The organism is Saprospiraceae bacterium, assembly GCA_016719615.1.
Lineage (GTDB): Bacteria > Bacteroidota > Bacteroidia > Chitinophagales > Saprospiraceae > Vicinibacter.
On sequence record JADJYQ010000006.1, the window covers coordinates 71,716 to 95,084 of the forward strand.

The following is a 23,369-nucleotide window of genomic DNA, read 5'->3' on the forward strand; positions in this document are numbered from 1 at the left end:
TCAGAAGTCTAATCATGAAGCTAATATCAGCTTCAATTTTCGAGACTTCATTTAAAATTTGCATTCACAGGATTCCAATTTATAATCCAGCTGGCTCAAAATCCAACTCAACTAAATGTAATAGTTCTTATGAATAGACAACTACAATTATTAGTCAATCAGATTAAATAATATGGTCTGTCTATTCACTCCATCTGTTACTCCAATTAAATAAATACCTGGCTTCCATAACATCGATTTAAAGTCTAATTCAAGTTCATGAATGTTTTTGTCTACTTTAATACTCCATAATTCTCTACCCAACATATCCATCACCTGAACTTGCTTTAATTTGTCACCCCACCCTTCAAGATAAAGTGTTGCAGACTCCTTCGAAGGATTCGGATATAATTCGATAAAATATTCCCTTTCTTCGGTATTCGCCTTACTAACGAACGTTTGTTCGTATTCATACAGTGGCATCCAATTTTCATCAATTTGCTTTTTAAGCATTCCAGCTGACAGCGTAGTAAAAAATCCGTTGACCTGTGTTGAAGAAGATATCCCGCATTTGCTCCTCACCTGGTAATGATAATAGCTGCTCTCGTCTAAATCCATAAACATATGAAGGTTACCGGGCCCGCTGGCTGCTACCCAGCCGCTATAAGGTCCCCAAACACCAGGAGAAAGTTGTTTGCGGATTCTCAGCTCGGTACCGCTAGCACATAAGCCGGGTGTCCAAATTACTTTTGCTGAATTGAAGGTAATGCTATGGTGAGATACCCCTGAAGGTTTAACGCAGTTATATGCCGATACGGTCACTTTTTGAATACAACTGTTCATGTTTCCACTTGAATCTTTTACGATCCATTTCACGTTGGTCACACCTAATGGATAAATAGCAGGTGAATTATTTGTAATCGGATATTGAATGGCACAATTATCAGATACAATAGGCGCGCCCAATGGTACAGAACCCGAAGGCACCGTACATTGACCCGGTAATGTAATCACATTGATATTGTTGGGGCATTTAATCTGTGGGGGTTCTGTGTCTTTTACCTCAACTGTAAAACTGCACATACTCATATTTCCTGCAACATCAAAAGCTTTCCATTTAATCGTCGTTATTCCTTTGTTGAGTGAAATACCTCCAATGGTGTTTTCACCACTGCCAATGGTCACTCCCGTTAGGGTGTATTCGACTTTTTCCAAGCCGCAATTATCGCTTACCGCAGGATCAAATTCACTTTCTAAAATATGATACACACATAATCCTTCCGTATTTCCACGCATGGTTTTAATAGGGCATTCTATGGTGGGTGGTGTACTATCGTCGCCTGTTAGAACGGTCGTACAGATCGAACTGTTTCCATTTCCATCAAAAACAGTGACCGTTATGGTATGCATCATTCCATCTGCTGAAAACAATGCACTGCCGGCTACAGGAGTCTGATTCCAGCTGAACATATCTGCGCAGTTGTCAGACACCACCGCGCCATCTGTAAGATCCGGTACCACCAATTCGCATTTATGATTTAAAGCTACCAGTTGCGGATCTTCGCAAACTAAATTAGGATTTGTGGCATCTTCACCCGTCAGTGTTACTAAACATACAGAACTGTTTCCATTGCCATCGTAAACAGTCACCGTAAAAGAATGCATCATGCCTTCTCCTGAGGGAATTATTGCGCCTGCCATTGTACTTTGTTCCCAACTGAACATATCCGAACAATTGTCAGTTGCTGAAGCACCATCTGTGAGATCCGGTACTTTTAATTCACAGTTGTTATCTAATATAATGGTTTGATCTAATTCACAATTAATAAACGGCGGGAGTTTGTCATCTCCTCGTAAGATTACTTCGCAGGTTGAACTGTTTCCATTGTTATCATCGACTGTTACTGTAACCGTATGCGTCATCCCTTCCGCTGATGCCAAATAAGTTCCGGCTACGGGCGATTGCGACCAAAGGAATGAAGATGCACAATTATCAGTTGCTGAAGCAGTATAGGTCACATCAAGCACATATAGTTCACAATTTTCATCCAATGAAACATTGATTAATGGCCCGCAATCAGGCGTGGGCGGCGTAGTATCGTCACCGGTAAGTATAACCAAACAAGTGTTCGTATTTCCATTTCCATCGTCGACGGTGACCGTTACAGTATGGGTAGTTCCTTCTCCGGATGCAAGAGTACTTCCTGCAACTGGATTTTGGGTCCACACAAAATTCACTGCACAATTGTCATTTGCGCTGGCTTCATCAGTGAGATCCGGTACCGTCAACTCACAAAATCTATTCAAAATAATGGTCTGATCATTTTCACATATAGGGTTCGGCTCAAGATTATCCTCACCGGTAAGTACTACTGTACAACTTCCTGTATTCCCATTGCCGTCATCAGCTGTAACCGTAACTGTGTGAGTCATTCCCTCTCCTGATGCCAAAAGTTCATCCTCATCCGGACTCTGAGTCCAGATAAACGTTTGTGTACAATTATCGGTCGCACTTGCATTGCTTAATAAGTCCGGAACTTGTAAATCACAATTTTCATCTAATATAATGGTTTGATCCGGCAAACAATTTACTACAGGGTCGCGTCTATCGTCGCCTGTTAAAATAACTGTACAATCGGCGGAATTCCCATTGCCATCATCAACAGTTACGGTGACGGTGTGCATAGCACCTTCACTTGAGGCTAATTTAGTTCCTTGTGGCGGATTCTGCGACCAGGTAAAACTCATTGAACAATTATCGGTTGCAGTTGCATTATTGATTTTATCAGGCACCATTAATTCACAATTAATATTTAAAGCGACTGTTTGATTGTTTTCACAATCAGGTACAGGCGGTGTAGTGTCGTCTCCTGTAAGCAAAACCGAACAAGTGTTCGTATTTCCATTTCCATCATCCACTGTAACCGTAACAGTGTGCGTCATGCCTTCACCGGATGCCAACATACTTCCAGGCATTGGATTTTGAGACCAGGTAAAGGTTTGTGAGCAATTGTCAGATGCCAATGCACCGGTCAGCAGATCGGGAACTACTAATTCACAATCAGCATTCAGCATTAAAGTTCCCCCATTTACACAAATCGGATCAGGAGCTGTGACATCATCTCCGGTCAAAACAACAGTACAAGTTGCGCTGTTTCCGTTTCCATCATCTACGGTCACAGTGATGGTATGTGTCATTCCTTCTCCGGAGGCCAATAAAGTTCCCGGAGGCCAACTTTGTCCCCATGTAAAGCTTGACGAACAGTTGTCAGTTACGCTCGCTCCATCCGTCAAATCAGGAACCATTAATTCGCAATTATTATTTAAAACAATCAATTGATCTGCTTCGCAAATCGGCAAGGGATTTCTTTGATCATCTCCGGTCAAAACAACCGTGCATGTATTTGTATTTCCATTTCCATCATCGACAGTAACTGTAACAGTGTGGGTCATGCCTTCACCAGAATTGAGACGTGCATCAAAAGCAGGATTTTGTGTCCATATAAAACTGTTCACACAATTATCTGTTGCTGTTGCCCCGTTTGTCAAATCGGGAACAGCCAATCTGCAATTTGCATTTAAAAGTCGGGTCTGATTATTTTCACAAATAGGAGCGGGCGGACTTACATCATCCCCGGTAATTTTTATGACACAAAAATCAGAATTACCGTTACCATCGTCGGCAGTGACCGTTACAAGATGCATCATGCCCTCACCGGAAAGCATCAATGTGGTGGCCGGAGGCGATTGTGTCCAGCTAAAACTATTGGAGCAATTATCATAAGCCGATGAGCCCGCAATAAAATCAGGCATCAAAAAATTACAGTTGTTATCCAAACTTATGATTTGATCTCCAGGACATACAGGTGTAGGTCTTGAAACATCATCACCGGTTAAGACAACCGTACAAGTTGTTGTATTTCCATTTCCATCATCTACGGTAACTGTGACGGTATGCGTCATTCCCTCTGCTGAAGCCAAAAAAGTTCCTGCTACGGGATTCTGCGACCAAATAAAAGTAGTTGCACAGTTGTCTGTTGATGTAGATCCATCTGTTACATCCGGTACCACCAGCATACAATCCCGATCAAGGCTTACCGTTTGATTTGCTTCACAAGTTGGCACAGGGTCCTGACGATCATCAGCCGTGAGCACTACGGTACAAGTACCTGTATTTCCATTGCCATCATCTGCTGTTACCGTCGCGGTATACATTGCGCCTTCTGCAAGATGTAATTTAGTGTTTTGAATAGGATTTTGGGTCCAGGTAAACGTTGGAGAACAATTATCTGTGGCGGTTGCTCCGTTCCTAAGATTGGGAACATTCACCTGACAATTTACATTTAACAGCACGGTTTGGTTGTTTTCACAATCTGGTACCGGCGGTGTAGCATCATCTCCTGTTAATAAAACCGAACAAGTGTTCGTATTGCCGTTTCCATCGTCAACGGTAACTGTAATGGTATGTGAAAACCCTTCACCGGATGCAAGTAAAGTACCTGCATAAGGAAATTGGCTCCAACTAAATGTTGAAGAACAATTATCGGTCGCACTTGAATTGTCCGTTAAATCAGGGACTTCAAGCTGACAAACTGAATTTAAAACTATGATTTGACTATTCTCACAAGTCGGTATAGGAGCAGTGTTATCATCTACTATGACATTAAATACACAAGTATTTTGATTACCACATTCATCAGTTGCAATAAGCAAGGCCCCCAAAGCCAACTCCGTGGTGTATAAAGTTCCAGGTACCGGCAATTGATTCACGGTTACCATTCCCTGGCAATCATCAGAAGTTAACGCCAAACCTGAATAATCTGCTAAAGCACTTTCGCAATTTGCATCCAGATATTGTGTTTGCGTTGATGGACAGGTAATGCCTGGCGCAGCATTACTGATACGGGTATTAAAAACTGCTTGCGTTGAATTATTGCATAGATCTGTTACCGTTACGGTAATCATTGCTGAACAACTCCCTGAAGTAGTTGCTTGTTTTCCCAGTTGATCAGATGGCGTACAATCATCAGCAGCATGTGTAGCTGAGATCGCAGCACTTTCAGCTTCAGCTTGGGTAGCATAACAAGTTGCAATGGGATCTTGTGCAAGTATGACTGGTCCTATAGAATGATCAAATTCGATTGTTTGAATACAACTAGATGAATTGCCTACGGCATCACTAACAATCCAGGTCCTATATACAAAAGTCGGACAAACGCCCGTTGAATCATCAATGTAACGAACACTTGTTATTCCAACATTATCACTTGCAGAACCCTGGTTATCATTATCTGAAAATGTGGCATAATCAGTATCTGTTTCTGTTTCAGAATAAGGCGGATTACTCATTCCTGAAGTCATACAATAAGCAACCAATTGATTCACCGGACAGGATGAAATATCAGGTGCTGTGACATCTCCATCGGCCATTGTTTTCCATAATTCAATTCCAGTGACACCATCTTTTGCAGCAAAATAGATGTATGGTCCGCAGAGTGTAAAGAAATCCGGATCAGATCCGTTTCCGGCAGGTGGAGGATTGATATTGGCAATATTTACGGTACCCGGATCCGTTCCGTCACTTTTCCAGGGCTCTTGGCCGAAACTAGTCTCGTTGGCTTCAAAATAAACTTTAGGACCTGCTTTATAAATATCCATGATGTTGGAACCTGATCCTGCTCCACCAGCTCTTATATCTTTTACCAATACAGTACCCATATCGGTACCATCGCTTTTCCAGAGCTCTTCACCTACAACACCATTGTTTGCTCTGAAAATTAAAGTGCCATTTAAATTTCTTAAAAAAACAGGATTTGAATTGGCAACACCCGGACGAATATTTTTTACCATACTTGTGCCCAATTCGCTGCCATCGCTCTTCCAAAGTTCTTTTCCATTGACATTGTCATCCGCTGCAAAAAGAGCATATTTCCAACCGCTGCAAAATCTGAAGGATTTGAATTTCCGGCAGGATTTATATCTTTGACCATATAGGTTCCAGCATTGGTACCGTCGCTACGCCACAACTCAAAACCATTTGTTCCATCATTAACTGAAAAAAACAACAAACTACCAACTGCTGTTAGATTCAATAAATTGGAAGAGCCAGCACCTACATTGATATCTTTTACGAGAAATGTACCTAAAGCCGTACCATCGCTGACCCAAAGTTCCCGACCTGTAGAACCATCAGTAGCTTCGAAGAAAAGTTTATTTCCAACGCGCAATAATTCATCGGGCGTTGAATTACCGGCACCGGAGTTAATGTCTTTTACCAAAACAGTACCAGCCATAGTTCCATCTGATTTATACAGTTCTCTTCCCGTTGCATTTTCGTCGGCAGAAAAAAACAATAGACCATTGGCCACTGTCATATAAAGTGGATCTGAATTTCCACCACCCGGTTTAATGTCTTTAAATAGAACAGTACCTAAGGCAGTACCATCTGTTTGCCAGAGTTCGATACCACTAGTGCCATCATTTGCCTGAAAGTAAAGTCGATTATTAAAAACAGCAAAATAATCCGGAGAACTTCCGGTACCACCCGGACGGATATCTTTTAATAAGATCGTACCTAATGCACTTCCGTCACTTTGATAAAGTTCTTTTCCGGAAACATTATCATCTGCTTCAAAATAAAGCAGATCATTATAACAGATCAGAGTATTCGGACTTGAGTTGGAACTTGCGCCGCCGGCCTGAATGTCTTTGACTTGTGTGGCTTGTGTAAAAATAAAGGTCAAGGGTGCAATAAATGCACAAAAAAGCAGGACTGCTTTTTGATGTATATTTTTCATGTGAAATCGGTTTTCAGGATAAAGGTAGGCACATTCAAACCTCTATCAATGCATATGAGCTTTTGATAAAAACATATTTTTGAATTGTATTAGTTAATTAACAATATATCGAAGAACATACGAACGTATGTTAGTTTTTAAAAATGGATAAAAGCCTGATTCTGTGAAAATATTTGTTTGAGGGTAAAAGACTTAAGGGAAAAGGCCGAAGGTTAAAGTCGAAAGGCAGGGGGATTCTTTTTCCTTTTTGTTTGAAACAGAATTTTCAGGATTAAAGAATTTTCAGAATGGCATGAGTGTGAATGCAAGTGTGTGAATCGCCTTTGGCCTTCAGCCTTTAGTCTTAAGACTTTTTACAACTGCCAACTGATCATTGCCAACTTCCTCTCTGTCTGAAGCAGAATTTTCAGGATTATAGAATTTTCAGAATGAACTGAATACAATTAAAAATATTTTCTGCATATTCACTTCTTCCTTTTGCCTTTAGACTTTGGACTTTTTCCACATGCCAACTGTCAACTGAAAACTGCGAACTTTCCTCCTGTCTGAAGCAGAATTTTCAGAATGGAGTATAGGTGTAAAGGCTAAAGGGTCGAAGGGAAGGAGGGATCTTTTTCCTTTTTGTCTGAAGCAGAATTTTCAAAATTAAAGAATTTTCAGAAAGGCATGAGTGTGAATGCACGTGTGTGAATCGCCTTTGACCTTTGACCTTTGGCCTTCAGCCTTTAGTCTTAAGTCTTAAGATTTTTTAAACCTGCCAACTTCCTCTCTGTCTGAAGCAGAATTCAAAGAATATTTCCTAATGATAATCCGGACGACAACTTTTGATATTTAACGCAATCTACAATTACAAATCGCTGTATATCTCTTCATCCAATATTCCTGTAATCCTGTCAATGGTCTCCTTACATCTTCTCAAATTTCAAAATCAGGCTATTGCCACTAACAGATGTTAGTTTTAAATAATATAATCCCGGCACTAGTGATCTTACTTCGAATTGATACATACTACCGGAATAGGTATTTAAATTTCTGCCACCCTGATCAAATAGTTCAATGAATTTAAGATTTCCGGTTCCATTTCCTTTAAGTGTAAATAAGTTTAATACTGGAGATGGGAATATAGAATACATGAGTCCATCAAGTTCATTATTCACGGAAGTTCTGACATCTATTCGCACAGATATCTGGCGTGTACATCCGTTTTTATCTTGAATAGATAATATATAATTTCCTGCTGCAAGTGAATCGATACTTCCTCCGGATATTTGAAATTGATAGGGTGGTGTTCCACCGGCAATATTCAAATTCTCAATGCCGCCGTCATTTTTGCCGGGGCTGGCTGGTCTTAAATTGTAGCTGGCTGATATGGGTGCCGGTTCTACCAAATCAAAAGTATATTCAGCGTCTGTGTTGCGAGACGAAGTGATGGTGAGTTTGTAAGTACCTGCGTTGATGTTGCTCAATTGCGGCAAGCTGTCTCCCGTATTCCATTTAAATCTGAATGGGTCGGCGCCGGTCAGATCTACAATTTCGATACCTCCCTTTAAACCATTGCAACGAATGGTATCAATATTGATTTTAGAAACCTTTGGGATACTGCAATCGTAATTGATGGTTTTACAGATCTGATCCATATCGCATGCCCCTTCTGCGATCAAACAAATTAAAGCATTATTAGACGTACAATCCAGCACAACATCCAATTCATTGCCGGTTAGGGTGTCTTTTCCAATGATCCATCTTACATTGTTGGTGTTTTTAGATTCTGATTTTAAGTGCACGAATTCATAATCTTTTGTAAAACTAAAATCAGCTGTTGGGGTGATGGTTAAAACTTTAGTGAGCGTGTCTCTGATGCCTGTTGAAAGATTGTAGTAATTTCCACTTGCAGAGGTCTCCATTTTTACACCTCTGACCATATATTCGTATCTGAATCCGGGAAGCAGGCAAGCATCCCTGTAAGTGGTATCCTTCACATTGCGCGCAATGACATCAAACTGAGTATTTCCTTCAATTCGTCTATAAATAGTATACCCATCATTAGCCTGGGTATTTGTATTCCAGCGCAAATCAATATTGGGTCCGGACTCAACAAGTTGTAATTGGCCTGAGCTGTTCCAGGGATGAAGTCGGAGCGTTGGATCACCCATGAGTGCAATATGCGTGCCGCGAGCACTAAATCCGGCTGTGTAAGTTGAACTGTTATTTGTACTGATGCGGGTTGAATATCCGATCGTTTCACCCAATGCCATGTGGTGCAGAGTCCACAAAGGCCTGCCTGACCATGCATTGGTCAAAACAGTTCCGCTAGCTAAAGCTGACCTCAAAAAATTATTAGGACTATCCCAATCGCCGAAATAACTGCCAAAAATGAAAGTGAAAATGGATTGCAGGCTGTCGGTTGCCATCATCCCTGTGTTGGAAATGCCTCCGGCACTTGTGTAGCTTCCCCCTCCGGATCCATAAGAACATAGATACGATTTTTTAAGCAGACTATCTCTGTAACTTGCGTATTGGACATTTGAAGGGCCAAAAAAACTTGAAAAATTTTTCATTCCGCTTTGTCCAAAAGCTTCGTTCATAAAATTAAAATTATCGAGAACGATGCCTCGTTTCTCTGCTTGAATTTGTCCGGTTCTCCATAAATGATTTTTATCGAGATAATTGCCAATCAAATTCATTTCGGACTTATTTAATGCCGGCATATCAAAAAAGTCAACTCTGCCTACTTCGAGTTCCACATCAGACGGAATGCTGCTTTGATCAAATTTTCCATCTCCGGGTATGTTTCTATTAGCCGTTCGCGAAGCTGCATTGTTATCCACAGAAATATCGGTCCAAAAACCATCGACATCTGCATAATAGGTATCTGAAGGCCAGGCACCCTGATGATCCGGATGTGCATCGGGGTTAAAATTTCCTGAATAGGGAACTTTTACATGCCCGAGAATAAAAACAGAGCGAAGGTCTCTGTGTATAGTTTTAAAATTGGCAATTTTGTTGCGTATGTCCGAAACGGATTCTTTGGACATTGGCACATAAGTTAAAACGTACCAACCCTCATTCGCCAGATCTTCTTTTAAGGTGGATATTTTAGTGGTGAGTTGTTTATTAACGGTACTGTCGATCAAAAGCAGAATACTTCCATTCCATTCTTGTGCAGGTAAGCCAATGGACGCATACACATAGCCAGAACCCGGAATGGACGTAGCACTTCTGTTGACCCGGTACTCATAAGCTTTATCAACTTCAACTGTAAGGTCCGTATATCTGGTAGAATCTTTAGGCAAAGTAGCTTTTGCGGCACCCCAGGAAGAAGCTCCTTTCAATTTTCTGAACACAGTGTAGGAGGTCGCATCAGCCTCATTCTGCCATTTAAGAGTAATAGCAGGAGGATTGGTGGAGGTTTCAACGGACAGCAAAACAGAAGCTTTGAGGCTATAGTTTTGAGCTATAATGGTAAACGAAAGGAAAATGGCCAGAATTGCAGACGTAAATTTTAACATAATTTAAAATTGATCCGTGAAATTACTAAATCTCGAATAATTAGACCTTTATAAAGCATTGAACAAGCTAGATTCTGTCTACAATTTTCGCTAAATCAATTTTTATCCTTCAAAATGAAACTTTTAAACATCATTTTTCCTTTTATATATAAAGTACTCTAAAACACTTTAAATCAAATAAATAGCAAATAAGTTCGCCAAATCCTTAGGCAGCGGCTTATCTTTGCAACCATTTCAAAAGACATGCAGCAACAAGAAATTCAGGATTTTACGGCTAAAGTCAAGCTGGCTTTAAAATCGATCAAAGCTTACCAGGTCACTGACAATAAAAAAGCCATTATCCAAATCATCAATTCCTTCGGGCCCTTTTTAATACTTTGGGTTGCGATATATCAATTGTGGGATTCCTATTTATGGTTGGCTCTCCTGCTTTGTTTACTCAATGCACTTTTTTTGGTAAGAATATTTATCATTCAGCACGATTGTGGGCATCAGAGTTTTGTTGCCAATGCTACCGTTCGAAAAATCATTGGTTATTGTTGCAGCCTGGCGAGTTCAATCCCCTATTTTTATTGGGCCAAGTCTCATCATTTTCACCATATGAATAATGGCAGATTGGAAGTGAGAGATATTGGCGACATTGATACTTTGACCGTCAAAGAATACGCAGCATTGGGTAGATGGGGAAGATTTAAATACAGATTGTATCGTTCTACACTTGTCATGTTTTTTCTGGGTCCCATTTATTATGTGTTTATCCATAACAGACTTCCGCTGATCAATATTGCAGAATTCAAAAAACTCAAACCAGGTTTGCTTTTAAATAATATTCTTTATATTGTATTAATTGTTGGCCTATGTCTGGTTTTGGATTGGAAGAAAGTTGTTTTACTACAGGTTTCTATTTTGTGCGCTTTTGCAATTATCGCTATTTGGTTTTTTTACGTACAACATCAACATGAGCACGGTTATAAACATTGGAAAGATAAATGGGAATTCATGTATGCTGCTATCAAAGGCAGCAGTTATTACAAATTACCTAAGATCATGCATTGGTTTACCGGAAATATTGCATTTCACCACATACACCATTTGAATCCTGCGATCCCTAATTACAATCTCAAAAAATGCGTTGACGCGATTCCATGGTTTCATAAATACACTACGGAAATCAATTTTTGGGAAAGTCTCAAACTGGCAAGCCATAAATTGTGGGACGAACAGCAACAGCGCATGATCACCTTCAGAGAGTTTTATAGGTTGGAACGTTTGGGGATGATTACCGCTTAGATTTATTTCCTTTAAAAGGAAAAAGCTAAAAGCCGAAAGCTTGAAGCCTTATGGATCATGCGTTGAATTTTTCCAGTTGATATACGCAAGCAAAATTTTCTGTGTACAATCTGCGAGATCTGCGGGAAACCATTGGATCATTATGAGAACCCCGATCATCAAAAGACGATTTATTTAAACAGGACTAACAAATGTTAGTTCAATGTGCGTTGAAAACACAAATCTTCAGACTCTCAACCGAATCTTCCACTCTTCCGTTCATCCTCTTGCGTACCTACGGCACACTGTGGAGCTTTGTGCACCTTTTTACCAATATTTTGTCCCTACGGGACAAGCAAAACAAAAGTCAAGAGTTAATATTATCCATTCCTCCTAAGCTAACAGCTTGCGTTCCACCTCCCAGAATTTCTACTACATGCCTACACTCCTAAATGCCTTTTCCCAGACTTTCAGACTTCTTCCTAACAGCCTAAATGCCTATATACCTAAAAGCCTACATGCCGCCTCTTCCCCCCGTTTTCCAACTCACACCTACCGAAACATAATTCATCTTTCTTTGTATTCCGGTTCCCCATGAAAAATCCAATTGAAAATTGGGCTTCAGCAGATAGGTCATACCTGCATCAAAGTTGGTGATAAACTCCTCCATTTCTTCCACAGTTCCGAAAGCTTCTACATACATAGCTGTTCGATCTGAAATTCCAATGCCATATGAAAGAGAATAACTGAGATCGCCTTTACCTTGACCATAGTAATTATAACCTACATTATAACCGAGGCTGGTGTTTTCGGAGACATCATGACTGATACAAAACTTATTTAAACTGCCGTATTTTTTATTACTTAGAAATTCGGTCCCACTTGGAAATATCAAATGCGTTAAAAAGGCCATTTTTAATGAACTATTAGCTGCATCTTTCAAGCGAAATTTGAGACCAACCTCCAAATCTGCCACACCCAATAGCGCGTTTGTTCCATTTGTTTCCCTGACCAACTGCTGAAATACCCTTAACTCCAGGGGCCCACCCAATCCATATCTAAACAAAGTGCCCGGGACCACCAGGCTATTGCTGGAAAAACCATCACCATCCTGAAAATTCCAGGAAATCCCGGATTCCACCTGCAATTGCGAAGTGTAAAGACAGAGCGCACTCTCGGTTTGGTCGGGCCTGTCCGTTACGATCTCCTGAGCGTATACATTGAGACCTAAAAGCAGACACAAACTTATGATAAAATTATTTTTAAACATTTGATTTGATTCTGGGATGAAGATAGGGAGAATACGTAAGAAGGAGAAAGGGAAAAGGGTCGAAAGGAAGGGGGATTCTTTTTCCTTTTTGTCTGAAGCAGAATTTTCAGAATTAAAGAATTTTCAGAATGGCATGAGTGTGAATGGAAGTGTGTGAATCGCCTTTGCCTTTAGTCTTTAGACTTTTTAAAACTGCCAACTGATCACTGCCAACTTCCTCATTGTCTGAAACAGAATTTACAGAATGGAGTATAGGTGTAAAGGCAAAAGGGAAAAGGGAAAAGAAATACCAGATTATAACTAACTTATGTTAGTTGGACACCATTGTTTTAAACCAAACCCTACTTTCCACTTTACCCCTTTAGCCTTTTCCCTTTAGACTATACCTACGAAATCTCCCAAACTTTTACAATATTTGCATAAACATTAAACTCATGACTCGTATTCTAGTATTTCTTTTGATTCTCGTTTCTATAAGTATGAAAGCACAAAGCGGCTGGACGCTTCAAAAAAGCGGATTGTATCTCAAGGCAGATTATTCTGCTCTAAAAGCCGACACTTATTACGATAATAGCAGTGATGGTTTTCGGGTGCATGACTTCAAACAAACGATATTCAATCTCTTTGCTTCGTATGGTTTGTCGGATCGTTGGAACCTGCAACTCCATTTTCCGCTGCTAAAATCTTATAGTTTTGAGAATACAGAAAAAGTAAGTGGTATTGGCGACCCCAGGCTCGAACTCAAATACAGGTTCACGGACAATCGATTCCCGGTTTCCATAAGCATCGCGCCTGAATTTCCGCTGGGCAAAAAAAATGCCTATGCTAATTTTTTAGATTCCACAAATTCATCCAGGAACTTACCCTTAGGCGATGGAGAATGGAATGTGTGGACCACAATAGCAGCTTCAAAATCATTCGGAAAAATGTATTGTTCGGCGTTTGCAGCCTTTAACTACAGAACTGAATTTGAAGACTATGAACTGCGCAATGCCTACCAAATTGGTCTTGAAGTAGGTTATCAGGCCTTGTCGAATCTATGGCTCAATGCAAAAATCAGAGGACAATTCAGTGAAGACCCTGATTTAGCTTCCCCAACAGAAGTTCTCAGAAATGACGGAACAACTTATACATTGATGAGTGCAGAGTTGTTTTACAAACCTCTGAAAAACTGGGGCGTCTCCGTGACTTATCTTACTGGTAGTGAACTGTTGAGCAAATATAGAAATTTGTATGCTGCTGCGTATTTGTCGTTTGGGGTGGTGTATCAGTATTAGGAATTTATTATTTCCCTGAAAATTCACTTGACATAAAATTAATAGAGTCCATATAATTAAAACGATGTTTATTTCTTTTAGCTAATACAGCTATTAAGATTGATTTTGTTGTTTGTTTTATTCTAGCTGCTAAAGTTAATTTTCTTTATTTGTAAGTTGATCAATACCCAAAAATTGTGTTTTTTGAGATGTTCGGTAATTCGTTATGCCGCTAAATACGTTCTAGTTTCTCTTATTTATTTAAATTTTTTCGTATCCTTGTCTCATGAACTTCTTTTGGATACTTTGGATCTTTGATGCCCTGATCGCTTTAGTAGCGGTGTATTTTTTTATCGTCGGACTTTCGGATGGATCTGTAAGTTCCTTCAACATCAAATTATGGCTGGGCTTATTAGCCGTACTCGCCATTATATTGGGCGGTAGTTATTGGTTATATACACATGAAAAATTGGTGTTTGCCAAAAGATTACTTTATCTACTTGCCATTCCCGGTTTTTTATACCTGCTTTTTCTACTGTTTATACTTATTGCCAGACCACGATGGAATTAAGCTTCCTTAATGGTTTTGATGATTCCTCCTTTGGTAATTCTCTTATGGTTTCTTAAACAGAATTGTATTACATAACATGAAAGCCATTTACCTCGTTCGTCATGCTGCTGCTTCTCGTTCCTTTGAATTCAGAGAAGAAGCCATTCCCGTTCCTCGCCATTCTGATGTGGTGATCAAAACCATTTGTTCCGGATTGAATTTTGCCGATATCATGGTCCGCAAAAATTTATATGATGGCGCGCCCAAACTTCCGGCGGTCATTGGTTTTGATGCTTGTGGTACCATAACTGCTGTTGGTGCTGAAGTCAAAAATTTTAAACCCGGTGATGTGGTTGTTGCACTTTGCAAATTCAGTGGTTATGCAGAATACATTTGCACTCCTGCATCTGGGGTTGCTAAAATTCCCGAACATATAGACCCGCACGATGCAGTTGCATTGGCTGTACAATACCTCACTGCATATTATGCAGCAGCCAAATTAACCCAATTGCAAGAAGGAGATAAGGTATTGATTCATGCCGGTGCCGGTGGACTTGGACGTGCATTGATCCAATATGCCTTGTTTAAAAAATGTATTGTTTTTGCAACAGCCGGATCAGAAGAAAAAATCACAATGTTGAAAAACATGGGCGTACATCATCCCATCAACTACTATACATCTGATTTTGCGAAAGATGTAGCACGTTTGACAAATCAAAAAGGCCTTGATGTTGTCTTTGATGGAATTGGTGGCTCGAATGCCCGCAAAAGTTTTAAAAGTCTTGCTACAGGTGGCCGCCTCGTTTTACATGGAGCTTCGGTTCTGAGTTCAGGAAATCTTTTCTCCAAAATTTTTCAATTCTTATCCTTCGGTTTGTATCATCCGGTGATGCTGATGATGCCTTCTAAATCCATACTGGGTATCAACATGCTCGAAATGGCTGATCACAAACCTGAGTTTATCAGCCAGATGTTAAGTGAAGTCATTCAACTCACGGTGTCAGGTATTTTTAAACCGGAGACACCGCATCGTTTTCCGGCAGCGGATATTGCCGAAGCGCATGCATTTCTCGAAAACAGAAAAAGCAGCGGCAAGGTGTGTATTGTTTGGTAGTTGAGGAAGGGAGAAGTCTGCTTGACTATTTGACTGCTTGGAGGAATAGTCTGTTAGTCTGTTAGTCTGTTAGTCTGTTAGTCTGTTAGTCTGTTAGTCTGTTAGTCTGTTAGTCTGTTAGTCTGTTAGTCTGTTAGTCTGTTAGTCTGTTAGTCTGTTAGTCTGTTAGTCTGTTAGTCTGTTAGTCTGTTAGTCTGTTAGTCTGTTAGAAAAAAACACGCCCTAACGAATGTTAGTTCAATAAATTTCAACTATTTTTAATTTATTTTTCCGAACTTTACTTGTTAAAGATAGCTTTAGGCGTGGCTTTAGGCTGCTTTGGCTTTGGCTGGGCTTTGGCTTGGCTTTAGGCTTTAGGCTTGGCTGTGTCGTTGTCTGTTAGTCTGTTAGTCTGTTAGTCATCAACGCGAACTAACGTATGTTAGTTCAATAAATTACAGCTATTTATTAATTATTTTTCTAATCCTGATTCTTTAAAAGAATTTTGCTAAAAGATCCCGACATCATTAAGTTATTGTCAATAAAAGGCTACTTCATGTCGGGATGACTATTGACCAATAACTCTTGACCCTTGTTCATGTCCCGTAGGGACAAAATATCGGTAGAATATTGCAAAAACGTAAACCGCGTGCCGTAGGTACGCAAGAGGACGAATGAAGGAGAGGGGGTCTGTCCGATAGTCCGGAGATTCGTGTTATCATAGTGCCAGTAACTAACAAATGTTAGTTATGGTTTGTCTTTTTTCATTTTTGATGTTCGGGGTTCAAATGATGATTCGATGGGTTCCCGCAAATCACGCAGACTCTGGTCCCTGCAGATATTCGCAGACAAATTTTTCCTTTAAATCTGCGCGATCCGCGGGAAAAATCCCAACACATGATCCTTAAGGCTTTCCGCTTTAGCCTTCCAACCTACTTCAACGTCGCTGCCCGCATCACGGAACCCGCACCCCAGCGCCGGCGAATGTGATCCAGCTGTCGCATCAGCGAGATCTGTTCTTCGGTATCCTCAAACAAGCTGATCTGGTAATGCCCTTGTACCAGTCCGCTGAACTTCAATCCAACGAGTCGGATCAACTGCCGCTTTTCGTTCAAGCTGTCGAAAAGTTCATAACAAACTCTTCGCAGCGAGTCGTCGTGAGCTGTATAAGCAATGCGTCTTTGTTTGGAGTAGGTATTGAAATCGGCATACCGGATCTTTACAGTTACACAACAACATACGCGGCCGCTTTGGCGCAATTCAAAAGCCAGCTTTTCGCACATATCGAGCAGCAGGATCTTGATGCGGCGGATATCCAAGGTATCTTTTTCAAAAGTCGTTTCCTTCGAAATAGACTTTTGTTCGTGATAGGCCACGACCGGAGATTCGTCGATGGCATTGGCGTGCTCCGACAAACTTTTTCCGGACTCGTTGCCAAACTCGCGCTGCAGCAAAGGCACAGGGATGTCGCGCAGGGTATGTATATACCGCACCCCCATAAAACTCAGACGCTTGTAGGTCTGCGTTCCGATACCGGGAATCTTGGAAGTGCTTAGGGGCGATAAAAATTCGCGTTCCGTACCCGCATCGATCTGAAGCATGCCATTGGGCTTGGACTCATTCGTGCCGATCTTGGATACCAGTTTATTGACTGACAAACCAAATGATATGGGCAAGCCCGCCTCCCGCATCAGTTTGCAACGCAACTCCGTAGACCATTTCATACATCCGAAATAGCGGTCCATCCCCGTGAGGTCCAGGTAAAACTCGTCGATCGAGGCCTTTTCAAAGACCGGGGCCTGCTCTGCAATGATCTCCGTTACCATTGCCGAATACTTCGTATAGGAATCCATGTCGCCGCGGATCACCGTAGCCTGCGGGCACAGTCGCAATGCCATTTTCATGGGCATGGCAGAATGCACCCCAAAGGCCCTGGCTTCATAACTGCAAGCCGCCACCACCCCTCTGTTGCTATAACCGCCCACAATCAGCGGACGGCCCTTAAGCTGACTGTTTTTAACGCACTCAACCGACACAAAAAATGCGTCTAGATCCATATGTAAAATCGCACGGTGGTACATCGCATTACTCATTTTGATCTCAATGACGAATTTATCGTCAAATATATGCTGAATAAAAATTTAAGACGAGTTTTTCAACAAGTATTTTGTACTTTTGTATTCTGTAAATAGGCTATAAATATGTATCTGGCAGAAAATCTAAGATTTATAAGGCAGGAGAAGCGTTATTCTCAGGCTGAAGCCGCCGATAAAATCGGCATTCCAAGAACCACTTTGGGCGATTACGAACGAGGGCACACGGAACCCAATATTGAAACGCTTTCCAAAATAGCTCGGGTCTATGCCATCAATATCGAAAACCTGATCAGCCAAAGGCTCAAAAATATCGCTTGGGAAGACCAGCGTTCCAATCAACTCAAAATATTGGCCATTTCTGTGGATGCTAAGGAAAAAGCCAATATCGAACTCGTACGAACCAAAGCCGCAGCAGGGTATATGGATAGTTTCCAGGATCCCGAATTCATCAGCGATCTTCCGCGTTTTCAACTCCCATCCTTACAAGGGCATCTTCGGGCCTTTGAAATTGAAGGCGACTCCATGCTACCCATGGAATCCGGAAGCATCGTCATTTGCAAATATGTAGAACGATTACAAGAAGTAAAAAATAATGCCTGTTACATCATCGTATCCAATCGGGAAGGTGTGGTATACAAAGATTGCAAAAGGATAAAAGCGGTTTAGAGCTGATTTGCATTTCTGATAATCAACTCTATGCCAGCTTTCAGCTTCCTTTGGAAGAAGTAAAGGAATTGTGGGAATATCAGGCTCATATTTCTTTTCGCGAACCTTCGCAGATCCATGAAAACCTGATGAGAGACCGTCTAGACGACATCCATCAAAAAGTCAACGCCTTACATAAACATTATATCGGGAAATCGTGAGGCGGTTTATAAGAATTTGGAGATAATGTATTCCGTAATGGAAGTCCGTTGTGCATGAACCAAGCTATATATGGTCGTTTATCTGAAATGAACAATTGTAAATAATCAAATGACAATTGATGCAGAAATTCTTAAATGCACCTTCTATTACATTGATCTCAAAAAAAAATTTCATTGCTTATAATATTCTTACATATTATAGGAAAAAATATATCAAAATATTTTGAAAATTGCTTGGTTATTTTTATTTTTATGGGTGGATCTGTTCAATTATAATTTGATTGGCTCGACTGATTTTTTTCATTTTAAATTTATCCAATATATGGAAACAAAAAATACAATACCACCTGGCTATTTTAGCTGATTTTTTGAAAGACCTATTGAGAGTGTATGATTGTTCATAAGCACCCTTTAACCCTGTAACCAAAAAATCAGCTCCAAAGCACTACAGTTTGTCAACTGGTTTTTTTCAGCTTGCCACTGTTACTTATTAATACTTTTTGTCAATGAATCGGGAGTGGTGTTATGAACACCTATTGCAATTGTTATGCTTTAACTAATCATACCGGTTTGCGGCCTTTTGAATCGCACCGGCCAGAATTGCATTCATCAGCAAAACTATTTGCCAGGATCATTCCCGCTTCTTCTGATAATGAAAGAATATTTTCCATTCATTTGGAAAACACTAGAGATCTCATGATATGATGAAATTTTTTTTCACTTTTTAAATCGTATTTTTATGAAAACCCTTATTTTTAAATTTGTAAATAAATACATTTTTTTTCTGATGTTTCTCGCATTCACTCAACATATCAAGGCCCAGTATTCTGACCCAAGATTTGAAATTCAGTTTTACGAATTGGAAAATCTGTCCTGCGATATGGCCATGGTTAAACTGAGAATTCGATTTACTGGAGACCAACCTGGCACCAACGGCGAAAACGTCTATGTTGCCGGCATGAATATTCACATTCATTGTTATCCGGAACCCAATTCCGGCAACATCATCCGGATTGATCCGGCAACCACCAAAGCAAGTTTTCATTCTATTCTCAAAGCGCAGTCCTGGATAGACGTGAGCAATCCGGGATCCAATGAAGAAGAATTGCTTTTATCAGGAGACAATCCAAACGGATCTTGCTGCGATGGCGACATGGTATTTGTAGAGGGTGTGGTTTACGATCTTTGTACCATCTACATGTATGTGGAAGGTACCGGTCTGTTGGAATTTGAAGACATGGTGGAGCCAACCGTCACCTTTGATTACCATGCTACTTCAAGCACCTGGATACGGGATGAATTTGAAATCTATGGTACCTGGGGCGACTATCCTTTGTATGTCAATCCGGTTTCCGGAAATTACAACATCAGTGGAAAAATTTTAAGACAACCCAACGATCCAAATGTGCATTGTCCGGATGGGATGCCTTTGGTTGGGGTAAGCATCACGCTGACGGAACCGGATCCCGATATCGATTTGGAATCGGTTGCCAATTTTGAGGGCGACTGGTGTTTTCCGGCTGCCTACGATGACAGCCACAACATAAGTTTATACGGCATAGGTATCGGAGAAGAATTGTGCGGGGTAAGCACAGCTGATATCGTTCGCATTCAAAGACATATCCTGGGCTTGCAGACCTTTAATACACGATGGGAAAAACTTGCTGCCGATGCCAACAATAATTTATACATCACGGCAGCAGATATCGCTTGTATCCGCAAAGCTATTCTTGGAGCATCTACAGAAGAATATTGCCCTTTATTCAGTCAATCCTGGAGATACGAAACTACAGATAGTTATGGGCAAAGTCATAATCCTGAACTGCTTCGCGAAACGGACTATGTTGATTTAGTATCTACTACAGCCCTGTCAGACATTGATTTTTATGCCTATAAAGTTGGTGATGTAGATGGAAGTTGTGACGATTGTCAGACCATTCAGAACAACAACATTGAAATCAGATCCAATTACGACACCCTGACACTGGCACTGGGAAACCCCCAGGCGTACGGTATTACCGGAAATTACAAAATCCCGGTTTATTGTAAGTTGGAGACAGATCTGACGCTTTTGTCTATCAGCATACATGATCCTTCTTCATCGCTTATCGGATTGAGCAACTGGTTTTTGGATTTTGGAGATATCCGGGGAGATTACCAGATCAGCGGAAATGGGTCTGATCTGGATCTGATGTGGATGATTGACACGGTTGAATCGGTCGAAGTGCCTGAAGATACCTTACTTTTTTACATTATTGCCGAAGATTCGACCAACAATTTTACATTAAATGTTAGTCCTGTGAGTCAGATCAGGAATAACTGGTATCCCAGCACTTCCGATTCTGGTCCTGTAAAACTGATCAAAGAAATCGGTAGTTTTGGTTTAAAGAAAGACGGTTCCTTTGTATATCCAAATCCAGGGCGTCATGAATTGGTAATCTCTCTCAAAGAGGCCGGATTACAACAAGCAGATCTTATCATCAGAAATGTGGAAGGGACCCCGGTGCTTCAACTTAAGGACATCAAAAAAGATGTTTTGCTGATACCGGTACACGAGCTGAAATCCGGAATGTATTTTATTTCTTTGGAAGATCGTTCAAACAAACGGGTACAAAAGTGGATTAAATTCTAAACCCGAATGAATACACTGCAATTCTAAAACCACTGCTATGAAAAAATTAATGCAACTTGTTTTAATTGTTATCCTTGCTCCTGAATTGGGTGATGCACAACAAATGTATTATTTTTCATGGCAGTATGGTTTTGGAATTGCTGAGTATTCAAATTGCAGCATTGTTCAAAGAATACCCTTGGCAAAAGCTCTGCCTGGCGCAACAATCAATATCATAAAATTTCCAGACGGCAGGTTATACAGGGCTTCTGAATGGGATGGCGGATTTTTTAACGATTCCATCCCTGTGGTTTATACACCCATAAAAAAACATAAATATTCAGATATTGGCAGAATCAATGAAAGAGCTGTCTCTGTTTGTGTAGATTCCAGATCACTTATATACATCGTCATGCGAACCTGGGATGATTCAACTTTATCCTACCTGATGGAATATGACTATACAACAGGCCGTTTTACGATATTGGGCAATGTCAACAAGGGTCTGCGCAGTATTCTGGCTGTTGGAAATAAATTATTGGGGTTTGAAGAAATTCTTCAACCCTACAGACATTATAGAATGATCCAGATGAATCCCTACGAACCTGAAAAAGCCAAAGTTCTGTTTACGGTAGATTCCACGCTTTGGGTAAAAGATTACAGCCCTAAACACATTAGTCCTTATCTTTGTTTATTCAAAGCCTACGAATCCTGCGATCAATTAAACCTGATGTTGAGTTCTTTCACCAACAACGATTCGCTCACCCGATTTTATAAAATTGATTTTAATCAAAAGAAGCTGGTACCCGCTTGTACCATACCTATGCATTTCGAATTTCAAAACAATGAAGGATACCGTGGTTACGATTATCTGAGAGAATGCGATTTTCAGTTTGACTTCGATCTAAACAACTCAACAGACAGCGTGCGAAATTGCCGGATAGCCTATACATGTCCGCGAATCGAACAAGAAATCCATGACCTGGATTGGGATTATCACAGCGATGGTTCACTCGACTCCATACATGTAGAGATTTTGAGTGGAAATGTGGATTCCATCAATGAGTATATTTGGGCCGCCTACCTTCCTCCGGGTGCTATTGTTATCGGTAACCGGTCTGCTGATTTAAAAATTTATTCGACACTTAAAATATCAGGACAAGAAATCAAAAAAATTCTGGGAGGTATTCGTTACAAAAATGATCTGAACAATCCCAGCCCTGGCGAACGTACATTGCGAACAACTGTTTTTATTCCATGGTTTGAGGATACAGCCAATTCCCGGATAACCATCCCCCAATTTCAGAATAAACTTCAAGACACCAGCATCTGGTTGTGTCCACAAAATGGTATGTTTGATTTATCTGCTTTGCATTTTCAACAATCAATAAACGGGATCTGGATGGAAAACGATTTGAACAATGGTTTCATCAATACTTCAAAGACTCCATCAGGTACATTTCACTACTTGTATCAACGAGTTGATCATTGTCCCACGGACACTGCACAACTTCAATTGAATTATTATGAAAATCCCTTGATTGAATTAGGGTCTAATACCATTGCTGAAGGACATACCATCCAAAAAATTAATTTGAATTCAACATATCAAAATATTCAATCTATTCAATGGTTTCAAAATGGCCAACTTGTCGCCATAGACACCAGAGAATTTGAGTTTGAAATGAATCAGGATGTTTTAATCAGAGTTAATGTCCAAACGGATGATGATTGTGTATTTCAGGATTCTATATTCTTTGCCTTATCTGTTGATCAAAATGATATTTGGATACCGGATGCCTTTTCTCCCAACGGTGACCAGATCAATGATCTGTTTACCATCAAAGGCAAATACGACATTCATATTCATTCTCTGGATATTTTCGATCGGTGGGGAAATCTGGTCTTTTTTCAAAAGGATTTTTCTGCAAATGACTACACCAAAAGTTGGAACGGTTTTGTAAATAATCAACCGGTCAACCCGGGCACTTATATTTACCAACTCGTTTTTGCCGTCACTTCGGGTGTAAAAACGATGAAGAACGGTACTTTACATTTGATTCGTTAAAGGTG

At 40.4% G+C, this 23,369-nt stretch carries 13 protein-coding genes; 8 read left to right on the forward strand and 5 right to left on the reverse strand.

From position 1 onward, the window contains the following. Positions 1-150: 150 nt before the first annotated feature. The 3 genes from IPM92_12995 to IPM92_13005 form a co-directional block, all read right to left on the reverse strand. Positions 151-5,829: an HYR domain-containing protein gene (locus tag IPM92_12995; GenBank protein MBK9109245.1), complete on the reverse strand. Its 5,679-nt coding sequence runs from the start codon at positions 5,827-5,829 to the stop codon at positions 151-153. Next, positions 5,823-6,776, reverse strand: coding sequence for a hypothetical protein (locus IPM92_13000; protein MBK9109246.1), 954 nt, complete (start codon positions 6,774-6,776; stop codon positions 5,823-5,825). Before IPM92_13000 ends, IPM92_12995 begins: the two co-directional genes overlap by 7 nt. Positions 6,777-7,681: 905 nt before the next feature. Further along, positions 7,682-10,285 (reverse strand): T9SS type A sorting domain-containing protein, encoded by a 2,604-nt coding sequence (locus IPM92_13005; protein ID MBK9109247.1) that lies wholly within the window; start codon positions 10,283-10,285, stop codon positions 7,682-7,684. Positions 10,286-10,528: 243 nt separating this feature from the next. Between IPM92_13005 and IPM92_13010 the strand changes: the two genes are divergently transcribed. Further along, entirely contained in the window at positions 10,529-11,575 is a 1,047-nt protein-coding gene (locus IPM92_13010; protein ID MBK9109248.1) for a fatty acid desaturase, read from the forward strand. Between the two features lie 493 nt (positions 11,576-12,068). On the opposite strand, the gene IPM92_13015 is transcribed toward IPM92_13010, so the two are convergent. After that, the gene (locus IPM92_13015) at positions 12,069-12,824 is read right to left on the reverse strand and encodes a transporter (protein ID MBK9109249.1); all 756 of its coding nucleotides are present in this window, start codon (positions 12,822-12,824) and stop codon (positions 12,069-12,071) included. Between the two features lie 434 nt (positions 12,825-13,258). Between IPM92_13015 and IPM92_13020 the strand changes: the two genes are divergently transcribed. From IPM92_13020 to IPM92_13030, 3 genes are all read left to right on the forward strand, one after another. Then, complete coding sequence (locus tag IPM92_13020; GenBank protein ID MBK9109250.1) at positions 13,259-14,101, forward strand: hypothetical protein; 843 nt, start codon at positions 13,259-13,261, stop codon at positions 14,099-14,101. Positions 14,102-14,366: 265 nt separating this feature from the next. Further along, positions 14,367-14,651 carry an osmoprotectant transporter permease gene (locus tag IPM92_13025; GenBank protein MBK9109251.1) on the forward strand — a complete coding sequence of 95 codons (285 nt, stop codon included), beginning with the start codon at positions 14,367-14,369 and terminating at the stop codon, positions 14,649-14,651. A 76-nt stretch (positions 14,652-14,727) separates the two neighbouring features. Further along, positions 14,728-15,744 (forward strand): zinc-binding dehydrogenase, encoded by a 1,017-nt coding sequence (locus tag IPM92_13030; GenBank protein ID MBK9109252.1) that lies wholly within the window; start codon positions 14,728-14,730, stop codon positions 15,742-15,744. Between the two features lie 911 nt (positions 15,745-16,655). Here the strand turns inward: IPM92_13030 and dinB are convergent. After that, positions 16,656-17,804: a DNA polymerase IV gene (gene dinB, locus IPM92_13035; protein ID MBK9109253.1), complete on the reverse strand. Its 1,149-nt coding sequence runs from the start codon at positions 17,802-17,804 to the stop codon at positions 16,656-16,658. Positions 17,805-17,924: 120 nt separating this feature from the next. On the opposite strand from dinB, the gene IPM92_13040 reads away from it, so the two are divergent. From IPM92_13040 to IPM92_13055, 4 genes are all read left to right on the forward strand, one after another. Then, positions 17,925-18,485 carry a helix-turn-helix domain-containing protein gene (locus IPM92_13040; protein MBK9109254.1) on the forward strand — a complete coding sequence of 187 codons (561 nt, stop codon included), beginning with the start codon at positions 17,925-17,927 and terminating at the stop codon, positions 18,483-18,485. Next, positions 18,461-18,685, forward strand: coding sequence for a hypothetical protein (locus tag IPM92_13045; GenBank protein ID MBK9109255.1), 225 nt, complete (start codon positions 18,461-18,463; stop codon positions 18,683-18,685). The genes IPM92_13040 and IPM92_13045 overlap by 25 nt, the downstream gene beginning before the upstream one ends. 739 nt (positions 18,686-19,424) lie before the next feature. After that, positions 19,425-21,317 carry a T9SS type A sorting domain-containing protein gene (locus IPM92_13050; GenBank protein ID MBK9109256.1) on the forward strand — a complete coding sequence of 631 codons (1,893 nt, stop codon included), beginning with the start codon at positions 19,425-19,427 and terminating at the stop codon, positions 21,315-21,317. Positions 21,318-21,354: 37 nt separating this feature from the next. Next, complete coding sequence (locus IPM92_13055; GenBank protein ID MBK9109257.1) at positions 21,355-23,364, forward strand: gliding motility-associated C-terminal domain-containing protein; 2,010 nt, start codon at positions 21,355-21,357, stop codon at positions 23,362-23,364. Positions 23,365-23,369: the final 5 nt, after the last annotated feature.